6 protein-coding genes and 2 pseudogenes are annotated in these 9,087 nt (G+C 68.0%); 3 read left to right on the top strand and 5 right to left on the bottom strand.

Translation table 11 applies throughout. The annotated features are described in order from the left end of the window. Positions 1-495, bottom strand: a 495-nt coding sequence (locus tag BHU15_RS42365; RefSeq protein WP_497210039.1) for a UCP032817 domain-containing protein, incomplete at its 3' end; no start/stop codon positions are given. A 208-nt stretch (positions 496-703) separates the two neighbouring features. After that, positions 704-1,648, bottom strand: a complete 945-nt coding sequence (locus BHU15_RS26865) for an MBL fold metallo-hydrolase (RefSeq protein ID WP_069629548.1) — start codon at positions 1,646-1,648, stop codon at positions 704-706. A 101-nt stretch (positions 1,649-1,749) separates the two neighbouring features. Between BHU15_RS26865 and BHU15_RS26860 the strand changes: the two genes are divergently transcribed. Further along, complete coding sequence (locus BHU15_RS26860; protein ID WP_069629547.1) at positions 1,750-2,718, top strand: AraC family transcriptional regulator; 969 nt, start codon at positions 1,750-1,752, stop codon at positions 2,716-2,718. Positions 2,719-2,904: 186 nt separating this feature from the next. On the opposite strand, the gene BHU15_RS26855 is transcribed toward BHU15_RS26860, so the two are convergent. The 3 genes from BHU15_RS26855 to BHU15_RS26845 form a co-directional block, all read right to left on the bottom strand. Further along, positions 2,905-3,684, bottom strand: a complete 780-nt coding sequence (locus tag BHU15_RS26855) for an MBL fold metallo-hydrolase (protein WP_255293227.1) — start codon at positions 3,682-3,684, stop codon at positions 2,905-2,907. Positions 3,685-4,007: 323 nt separating this feature from the next. Next, the gene (locus tag BHU15_RS26850) at positions 4,008-4,640 is read right to left on the bottom strand and encodes an FMN-dependent NADH-azoreductase (RefSeq protein WP_069629545.1); all 633 of its coding nucleotides are present in this window, start codon (positions 4,638-4,640) and stop codon (positions 4,008-4,010) included. Between the two features lie 890 nt (positions 4,641-5,530). Further along, positions 5,531-6,244 (bottom strand): tectonin domain-containing protein, encoded by a 714-nt coding sequence (locus tag BHU15_RS26845; protein WP_069629544.1) that lies wholly within the window; start codon positions 6,242-6,244, stop codon positions 5,531-5,533. 721 nt (positions 6,245-6,965) lie between these two features. Between BHU15_RS26845 and BHU15_RS26840 the strand changes: the two are divergent. Together BHU15_RS26840 and BHU15_RS42200 are read left to right on the top strand one after the other, a co-directional pair. Next, a pseudogene (locus tag BHU15_RS26840) lies at positions 6,966-8,457 on the top strand (NF041680 family putative transposase). Positions 8,458-8,936: 479 nt separating this feature from the next. Further along, a pseudogene (locus tag BHU15_RS42200) lies at positions 8,937-9,050 on the top strand (IS5/IS1182 family transposase); the annotation flags it as partial. Positions 9,051-9,087: the final 37 nt, after the last annotated feature.

Here is a 9,087-nt window from a genome sequence, read left to right as displayed (position 1 = left end):
GCCCCCGACACACCCCCACGCCCAATCGACTCGCCAGGAAACCACACCAACGAACCCTTGGGCGGACGCATACGACCAGCCCCCCACGCTGCCGCACGACACCCCGCTCACCCGTGTCCACAAGGCTCCCGCCCGGCAAGACGGAACACCGGGCCGCCATGGGCTCCGACACTCCTCCACCAGCGACCGGCTCCGCGGGCCGTGGCCACGACGGACACGGCAGCACGTCCACCCCCCAGCAAGCGGAGGGTCGGCTGCCGGCCGATGAGCCACGTGCCCGGCCGTTCTTCCACGCACCCACAACAACTCACCTGAACCAGGACGCTGTTCGAACCCAACCGACCACGTGAGCGTTTGCTCAGCCGAGGGCTGTTGTGGTGCGTTGCTGGGGCTGCGTGGAGCATTGTGGCCGAAGAAGCGCCGGCACAAGTCCATGTACTCGTCGGTGTAGAGGATGAACTGGTGCCAGGCTTCGTCGACCCGTACCGAGTACATCTCGCAGATCGCGTCCGGATCCGCCACCTCTGCGGGCCGGCCGGGCGACGTACGCGTCATGAACAGGGCCTCGGGATCGAGAAGGTTGGGCTGGGTGAGCAGGTGCGGACGGGGCATGGCAGTCGGATACGGGCGGGGTGTCGGATCCGTACGAGACGCCCTCGGCACCACGGCCCGCCCCGTCCGCCTCCCCCGGGCCGTGACAGGCTCACTCAGCGGCTGACGCCCCCTGCTCCGGGTCGGCTGTCGCCCAGGGGCCGAGGGCGAAGGCGTCGCCGTCGCGTCGGACTTCCAGGGCGCCCGCGCCACCGAAGTGCGCGGGGACGACCAGCTCCCGCTCGTCGGCCGCCCGCCCGAGGATCCGGCGGCGGCTGGAGACGGCCACCTCCGGGGCCAGGCAGGAGCTGCTGTTGCAGCAGGGGTGGAGGATCTGCACCGGGCTGTGTACCAGATCTCCGACGAAAACCGCCCGGTCGCTCCCCGACGCGAGTCGCAGCACGGACGAGCCCGGGGTGTGGCCGGGAGCGGACTCCAGGGTGAGGTGTTCGTCGATGCGGTGGAGGCCCTCCCACAGCAGGGCCTGGCCGGCCCGGTGGATGGGCGCGACGCTGTCCTCGTAGATCAGGCGGTCGACGTCCTGGGCGCCGTTCCCGTACGCGTTGTCCGGGCCGTAGTGGAAGTCGTCCGCGGCAGGGATGAGGTAGCGGGCGTTGGGGAACGTAGGTACCCACTCCCCGTCCGCATCGACGGTGTTCCAGCCGACGTGATCGACATGGAGGTGGGTGTTGACGACGACGTCGACATCCTGCGGGCGGACGCCGGCCCTCGCCAGGAGGCCGGGAAAGTTCCCCTGGCACCGGTGGAAGTACGGCGCCATGCCCGGTCGTTCGCGCCCGTCGCCCGCTCCGGTGTCGATCAGGACGGTCCGCCCGGCGCTGCGCAGGACCCATGACTGCAGCGCGATCGCCGTCCTGTCACTCTCCGGCCTCCAGTGGTCCGGTGCCAGCCAGCGCTCGTTGTCCCTCCAGACGTCGGCACCGACGTCCGGGAGGAACTCGGAGGTCGGCAGGAACGGCTGGTGCCACTCGACGAGCCGGATGACCTCGACATCCCCCAGCACCCAGCTCTGTACACGCTCGTTCTCGTTTGTCATGGGTCCGACCTTAAGAAAGATCGAAAGATCCTCTCAATGTGTCCTCTGCTCAGTAAGATACGAGTGCGGCTCACCCCACATACGCGAGATATCCTGGCCGCATGGATGTGGTGAGCGATGCGATCTCCGCCGTGCACCTGGGGCACCCCTGGTTCCACCGGGTACGGGTGGACGGGAACTGGTGCGCGCGGCTGGAGTCGTACGACGGCGCGGGGTTCCACGTCGTTCTGAAGGGCAACTGCTGGCTGCTCACCGACGGCGGCACACTCGTGCCTCTCGGTGTGGGTGACGCGGTGCTGCTGCCTCATGGCACCGGCCATGTGATCGCCGGTTTCCCCGTCGACGCGGCTGTCGCGGAGGAAGAGGCGGTGTCGTTCGACCGATGGCTCGCGGAGACTGGTCCGCGAGCCCTGCCTGAGGGCGACGGGACGGAGATACTCTGCGGCAAGTACTGGTTCGACTGCAGCCGCATGCACCCGTTCATGACCGAGCTGCCCGAGGTCGTCCACCTTCCCAGCCGGGTGGGCAGCCATCTCGAACTCCGCGCGGCGATCGACCTGCTCGCCGGTGAGCTGGACGAGATGCGGCCCGGCTCCTGTGTGGCGCTGCCGAGCCTGGTCGATCTCCTCCTCGTCTACATGATCCGCTCCTGGATGACCGAGACGACGAGCGGAGCCTGGCCCGGCGCACTGGGCGACCCGGTGACGGCCGCGGCCCTGCGGGCGATGCACTCGGCCCCGTCCGCGCCGTGGAGCAACGACCGCCTGGCCGCAGAGGCGGGCGTCTCCCGTCCCACCCTGGCGCGCCGGTTCTCCACCCTGGTCGGCCGCCCTCCGATGGCGTACCTCACCTGGTGGCGCCTCATCCTCGCCGCCGCCATGCTCCGCGACACCCCGGAAACCCTGGCCACCATTGCCGGCCGGGTCGGCTACGGCAGCCCGTACGCGCTCTCCCACGCCTTCGAGAGGGAGTTCGGTACGACGCCCGGCCGCTATCGGACCCAGGCCGCGGCGCGATCCGCCTCCACCGCGAACCCTCAAGTGACGCGAGCCGCCGACGCAAGTCGTTGATACGGTCGTTGGACAGGGACCGCACGTCAGGGACCCCACGTCAGGAGATGCCCGGCCTGCTGGCCGAGTCCGTGGTCGATCTTCACGGCCGCAGACTGGCCGCCGCACTCGGATTCCTTCGGGGGTTGACGTGAGGGTGGGGCCCGTGTCGCCGTCGCCGCTGAGTCCTGACCGGACCTGACACCACTACGAGTCGTCCTCCAGCGCGAAGCGCAGGTACCGTTCCGCAGAACGACGCACCGCAGCCGCCCCATCGGCAGTAACCACCCGTCCCCAGAACGCTCCATAGATGCGTTCGAAGGTGAACGGTTCGACCAACGCGAGCGCGCGGCGGATGGTACGCGGTCGCTCCGGAATGAAGTTGGGAATGCTGTACATGAAGCTGACCCACCGCCGGTCCATCACCACCATGAAGATGTCGCCACTGAACAGCGCACCGTGCCCCTCAGGGTCATCGCCCCAATGCACCACGGTGCCGCCGGCGAAGTGCGTGCCCGCGTTGATCAGCGTCATGCCAGGCGCGATCTGATGGGTGTCGCCGGTCCAGTACTCGATCACCGGATCGGGCCGCCCGACCCAGTCACGGTCCGCGGCGTGTACATGTACCGGAACGTCGAAGGCCCGGCCCCACTCCGTCATCACGCCGTAGAAGTGCGGATGGCTAACGGCGATCGCGCTGATCCCGCCCAGCTTCTCGATCTGGGCCACAAGATCGTCATCGAGGTGGCCCACGCAATCCCACAACACGTTGCCAGACGGTGAGCGGATCAACAGCGCGCGCTGGCCGACGGCCACCGACGGCACCGCACCGACCCCGAGCACACCGGGGCCCTCCTCTTCGAACCGGCCGCGCCGGCCACCGGCGCGCAACTCGGCCAGTGTGGTCCACCGTTGGCCGTTCCAGCCGACATACTGTCGCTTGTCCAGGCAAATCGGACAATCGGCGCGCGGTGCCCCGTACTGCACACCGCAGGTACAGCAGATTGGAAGTTGAGTACCGGTTACGGACGTGACCGGCTTCGAAGACGACACCAGAGTCCTCCCTGTGTGCGAACCCACCGAATCCCGCGACTTGGCGATGATTGCAGCTATCGCCGAAGGGGCGTGGCTTTACGGTTGAGGTGGCCCCGCAGCCAACCGGTGCGAATAGTGGGGAGTGGGGCCACCTGAAGCCGACTCGAACGCATGAGTGGGTCAGAGGCGGCCGATCTAAAGTGAGCCCAATTGCAGGTGCTGGCCCAATTTCTGCATTCCGTGCACGCTGAGGCATAGCCGCCCAGCAGACCTGGCTAGAGGGCCAGCTTCTTGAGCGTTTCGTACGCCGCTGCCAGGGACTGTTCAGCCAGTGGCTTGAGGGGGGCCATCTGGGGCACGGTCGCCGCCAAAGTCAGCTCGGCGTGCACAAACGTCAAGTTGTCCGCGAGACCGATCGAGTGAAGTACGGCCCGAAGGTACGGCTCTTGGTAATCCCATCCTTCACGGGGCGTACCGGGCGCGTACGAGCCGCCTCGGGCGGTGACCACCACCACGGACTTGCCGCTGAGCAGGCCGGGGTCGCCGCTCGGCGCCACCATGTGGGCCGGGGTGACGAGGCGGTCCACCCACGCCTTGATCGTCGACGGGATCGAGTAGTTGTACATGGGAATGCCGAGGAGCAGCGTGGTCGCTTCGCGTAGTTCGGCGGTCAGTGTCTCGGTGAGTGCCCGCTCCTCTGGGGGCACGCCGTGTTCGCCGCGCGGGTCGAGAAGGGCTTCACGGACGGCGTGCGTGATGTGTGGAATGGGTTGAGTCGCCAGGTCGCGGTAGGAATAACCGCCATCTGCATGATTCTGGCGCCACTGCGTGGCGAAGTGAGCGGACAGCTCGCGGGACACGGAGCCGGTCCGGCGAATACTCGCGTCAATGTGCAGGAGGGAAGGCATGTATTCGACCTCGGGGTTGTATCAGGGCTGTCAGGGCTTCGCCACCGACGATCCCCGTCAGCGGTAGTGACTCGGTCGCCGGTGTCGTTCATCACGGATGGTCATGGCCACACGCTCGCCAAGTCCCACGCGTATTCCCGTCGCCCTCTCAGCGGCGGTACGCGAGGACGACCGTAGACATTGACGCCAGCGTCAAGGCAAGCCGGTGCATGACGCCTGTTAGCGCAGGCCTGACCGGTCAGCCGTTGGGCGCGGGCGTCTTTGGTGGACCGCGACAGTGCGGCCATGGGATGGTCCTCAACTCGGTCGCGGCGCCTGGGGTGTGGGCATGCCGTCGCAGGGCACGGACACCGGCACGGCAGGATGTCGACCGCCGTCCCCGAAAGATCGGCTGCTCGCTTCCGTGCCAACCCGACCCGCCGTGCCCATCGTGTTGGGCAGTGTCCTGGCGATCATGAGCGAAGCCAGATGACGAGTGCGGCCGCGGGGACCAAGGGCAGCCGCGACTGCACCGCCACCCAGTGGATCCCGGCGTGCAACTCGGCCTTCGACTGTGAGTTACCCATCAGGCCCAGCGGCGGAAGCAGCCATCACAGTCCCGCAAGTCCCCACAAGGAGACCGCCACCGATCGTGCCCCCGGGCTCGGGCGGTCACGAGCCTCGTCCGCCCCCTTCCCCGTCATTGACAACAGCCCTTGCCTTGTTCGGCCCGGCCAGCGGCGCCTTTGCCCGGGCCGCGGCAGGCCGGGCCTGGCGGAAGCGGTGACCCCGTGACGGAGCCGTCGCCTCTGGCCGCTCCGCCGAGGGATCTGCTGCGGTGTCAGGGCGCGCTTCCGCGGCCCTGGCGAGGTCCGGACCTCGCCAGGGCCGCGCCCAGGACAGTGCGGGGATCAGCTCGGCTGGTCGCCGATGTAGCGGTAGATCTCGGCGCCGCTGTTGATGTGCCACACCGTGCCGTCGGCGCCGGCGGCGATGTCGATGGCCGTGCCGGGGATCTTCACCCACGGGTTGCCACCGCTGGCGTCGTTGTTGGTGTACTTGTAGATGCTGCCGGCGGGGTCGACGCCCCACACGTTCGTCCGCGAGCCCACCGCAATGCGCTTGAGGCTGCCGTTGACGCTCTTCCACGGGTTCGCGCTGTCCTGGTCCCCGGTGTAGCGGAAGACCTGGTTGCCGCCGTTGACACCCCACACGGTGCCGTCGGCGCCCGCGCCGATGTCACTCAGCGCCCCGGGGATCTTGATCCACGGGTTGGCGTCATGGTTGGTGTACCGGAAGATGGCGCCTGCGGAGTCCACGCCCCACACGTTCGTCCGCGAACCCGCGTCGATGCGCACCAGACTTCCGTCGATGCCCTTCCACGGGTTCGCGCCGTCGCTGTCCCCGGTGTACCGGTAGATCTGGTTGCCGCCGTTGACACCCCATGTCGTACCGTCGGAGGCCGCGCCGATGTCGCTCAGACCGCCGGGGATGTTGATCCAGGGGTTGGCGTCGTAGTTGGTGTACCGGTAGATCGCACTCGCCGCGTTCACACCCCACACCGTGGTCCTGGACCCCGCCGAGATCGCCGTGAGAGCGCCCGCGACCTTCACCCAATCAGCCATGCCGAACTCGCTTTCTTTCGCACCAGTGCGTGCCTGCATCCTTGGCGACCAGACGAGCCGACCAAACAGCCCAATACTCTTATCAATACGAAAAAAGTCTTCAAATCACTGTTTGATCACAGGTGCCTTGGTAGGCAGCGGGCGGAAGACGCGCGAGGCCGGGAGGCTTCGGCCGAAAGCGCTGTCCCACCCACGAGGGATCGACATCACCTGTGACCCGTGCAGAGACGATGCAGGCGGGCAGCTCGCTGTCACCGTGACCAGTCGTCACGCCCGGAGGGTGCGGCCGAGGCCGTGTGGACAGCCACCGCCCGATCCCCGGCGACTGCCCACCGGCCGGCCGCCGGTGCCCGTCCGGGAAGGCCGCCGTGACCTGCACGGCGACCGCCGACGAGCGATGCCGTACCTGGCGCCGGACCGCATGCCATGCGCCCCGAGCAAGTGGACCAAACCCTCGCCGCCTCCTGGCTCTCACAGCACTCAAAACCCGCCGCGACCCGTGAAGCCGCAGCCTTCCCCACCACCGCTCTGTTCGAGTCCTGCACGGGGCAAACGCGCCGCTCAGGATGGAAAACAGTCGCTCAGCTTGTCGTTTAAGGTCCGGCGTCGAACGCGGCTCGAAGTTGGTCGGGGTTTTCGTAGTCCAGCGGACGTGAGGGCGGCCTCCGTCTGATCCTTTGCTCCGTCACAGAGGCAGAGGAACAGTACGAAGGCCGTGGTCATGAGTCTGGAGTGCCTGGGCGTCCTGCGGGACGCGTTCGCGGAAGTGTCGCGCTTCCGGACGGAGTTGTACGAGTGTCTGACCGCGAGGGGCGACGCGCTGTTCGAGTTGTGCGACGCCCTGTTGTGCACGGACGGTCCGGTGCGGACGATCGTCGACCCGGCACTCGCCCCGGAACACCGCCGCGGGCACGGGGCCCTCTACGCCGGCCTCAATCAGGGGCACATCGACGTCGCTCGGCTGCGTCGGACTCTCGTGTCGACGCCGCTGCCGAGGGCTGCGGACGGTCGGATCGTGCTGGCCGCAGACGTCTCGCCGTGGCTGCGGCCGGACGCCAGCACCTGCCCTGACCTGGCCTTTGCCACACATTTGGCCGGGTGAGGGCAAACACCAGATGGTGCCGGGCTGGCCGTATTCGATCGTGGCCGCGCTGGAGACGGGCCGCACGTCGTGGACGGCGGTGCTGGACGCGGTCCGCCTGGAGCCCGGCGCCACCGTCGCCGCGGTGACCACCATCCAGCTCCACAAGATGGTCGAGCAGCTCGCCGAGGCCGGACAGTGGAAGCCGGGCGACCCGCACGTCCTGGCCGTGCTGGACGCCGGATACGACGCGCCCCGCATCACCCACCTGCTGGCCGGCCTGCCCGTCGAGGTCCACGGCCGACTCCGCCCAGACCGGGTTATGCGGCGTCCGGCCCCCTCCCGCGAAGAGTTCGCCCTGGCCAACCCCCTGGGCGGCCGGCCGCCCAAGCACGGAGGCGAGTTCGTCTTCGGCGATCCCTCCACCTGGGGCATCGAGCAGGCCGTGACGGTCAGCGACACCCGCCTCTACGGCAAGGCGACCGCGCGGGCATGGGACCAGCTGCACCCAAGACCCACCCCGCGGGCGGCCTGGACCGAGTACGACGGACCGCTACCCCTCATCGAGGGCACCGTCATCCGCCTCGCGGCGGAGAAGCTGCCGTCCGGCGGGGTGAACAAGCCGGTCTGGCTGTGGTGGTCGGGCACCGGGGCCAGCACGGCGGACGTCGACCGCTGTCGGCAGTCCTTCCTGTGGCGTTTCGACCTGGAGCACACGTTCCGCCTGTTCAAGCAGACACTCGGCTGGACCAAGCCCCGGCTTCGCAGTTCGGATGCGGCCGACCGGTGGACCTGGCTGGTGATCGCCGTCTACGCCCAGCTCCGGCTCACCCGTCCACTGGCCACCGACCTCCGCGGACCCTGGGAGAAGCCGACCGAGCCGAACAGACTCACCCCCGCCCGTGTCCGGCGGGGGTTCAGGAACCTGCGCACGAAGACCGGCACTCCTGCCAGCGCACCGAAACCGTCCCGCCCAGGGCCTGGACGACCGCCGGGCTTGAAGGACCGTCACCCCGCCACCCGTCACAACGTGAGCAAAGTCCTCGCCACCGGCGAGGCATACAGCCGCCCGGCCCGCCACAAGACCTGCACCAAACCACGGCGCGGAACACCGCTCTCCCCCGAGGGTTAGAACTCCCCTTCTCTGAGATTGAATTGCAGCGTCGCATGACGTGACAGCAGCAGGATCAGGGGAGATGGGTTGTTCATCATTGCTGTGCTGGCCTTGACGTTGTTCATCCTGGCCATCATGTGGGCCGTCCTCGGAGTGCACGCTCTGTTTCTCGGCCGTATGCCAGGCCACTGGCTCCAGCAACGAGTGCGGCAACCGAGACTCTGGGGAGCAGGGGCCTTACTGATGCTGGTCAGCTGGAACGTTCACTCGCCTTCGCTCCTCGCCATAGGAATCGGCCTCGTCGCACTGGGGCATGTCGTGGAGCTCACGCGCTGAGTCTGCCAACGGCACCGCACCAGAGGTTAAACGACAAGCTCAACGCCCCCGAGCTCAACCTCGCCCGGTACATCAAGGACGGCACCGTCACCAACGTCGACAACCGCGAGCAGGGGAAAGCGACGATGAGCATGTCCACAGGCGGCCGGTGGCCTTTGTGCCGCCCCTCCTCCTCCGCCTCCCGCGTCTACTGGGCGATGACCCACGTCATGACCCGACGCCTCACCGGCGCGAACGCCCCTACCTGGCGCGAAGAACGGTCGGCGACAGTGTGAACATCCAGCCCCTGCACGACGCCCTGGACTTCCAGGA

The organism is Streptomyces niveus, assembly GCF_001723055.1.
Classification (GTDB): Bacteria; Actinomycetota; Actinomycetes; order Streptomycetales; family Streptomycetaceae; genus Streptomyces; species Streptomyces niveus.
The sequence above is the reverse complement of the archived record's forward strand: the minus strand, read 5'-3'. Positions and strand labels throughout refer to the sequence as shown.